Genomic DNA, 1,207 nt, shown 5'->3' on the forward strand with positions numbered 1-1,207 from the left:
CTATCGGGCTTTACCCCAATCGTCAGGTGCTCTGCTAAGGCTGGGTGAGATCGACGTCGACGGCACGACGCCCATTGAGGGTGACGCCCCGAATTTGTCAGACCTCACTCTGCGGCATGTCGATCCGAGCAAGCTACTTTTCGAGCATCTCGACCCGGTTGATCCCGAATGGCGACCATCCCGGTTCGGACTTGTTAACGACGGCGTTCTTGCTCTTGCCGGTTAGATCGGCGCCCCAATTCAGATACCGCCGGGGGCGACGATACTGAGTCGTCGGCGCGACAGATGACGAGCGACTGGAGTTTTCCACTCGGGCGATCCGCGAGTTGTATCCGTATCTCCGTGCAGAACTTCAGATCAGCAGCCGAATGTCGGGCTATTTCCGGGATCGATCTACAGCCCCAACCGCAAATCAATGTGGAATTCAACGACATGTAACCGAAGCTCTTGCGTCAATCCAGTCGACTCGTGACCTCTCGCAACCGCTCTACAAACGACACGAACATTCGTCGCTTCACCTCGCTAGGCAGTCTCAAATACCCCAGCCGATTTCTCGTAGGTGCATCCAACAGCGTTCTCCGCCAGCAGTTTCAACAAATCTTCGTGCATCGTCCTCGCGGTCGGTACCGAGGTCACCGCGATCGGTGAATACATGCAGTTCTGGTTCGCCGACGTACCGTCGTGGCTGTGGATCGTGTTGTTCTCCGGAGTGCTGATCGGCGTGAACATGTTCAACGTCAAGGCCTTCGGAACGATGGAGTACTGGTTCTCGACGATCAAGGTCTTCGCGATCGTGGCGTTCATCGTGATGGCAGCGTACGTCGTGTTCGGTAGCGGAAACCCGGACTACGGATTTCACAATTAGACAGCCGGTGGCGGATTCTTTCCGAATGGTCTGTCCGGCATGTGGTTTGCCGTGATCGTATCGATCTTCAGCTACTTGAGCATCGAGATGATCGCCGTTGCGGCCGGTGAGGCGGAGAACCCGGCGGTAGCGGTGAAGAAGGCGTTCCGTGTGACGATCGTCCGACTGTTCGTCTTCTACATCGCAACCCTTGCTTTGATTCTGGCAATTGCTCCGATGGACAAGATCTTGAGCGGTGGAAGCCCTTTCGAACCCGTGCGGGAAGTCGTTGACGATCAGGAGCTGCTGGGAGGTGTCGAAGCCGGGCGGGAGGGAGTCGGCGGCGCCGCCCCGGACCGCCAT

General features: G+C 57.3%; 1 protein-coding gene and 1 pseudogene. Both read left to right on the forward strand.

Annotated elements, in window-relative coordinates; translation table 11 throughout:
* On the forward strand, positions 1-226 hold a 226-nt coding region (locus ABT116_RS48120; protein ID WP_351647820.1), incomplete at its 5' end, for a hypothetical protein.
* A 426-nt stretch (positions 227-652) separates the two neighbouring features.
* A pseudogene (locus ABT116_RS48125) lies at positions 653-1,048 on the forward strand (amino acid permease); the annotation flags it as partial.
* Positions 1,049-1,207 lie beyond the last annotated feature (159 nt).

The sequence above is a fragment of the Streptomyces sp. NPDC002130 genome (assembly GCF_040296465.1).
Lineage (GTDB): Bacteria > Actinomycetota > Actinomycetes > Streptomycetales > Streptomycetaceae > Streptomyces.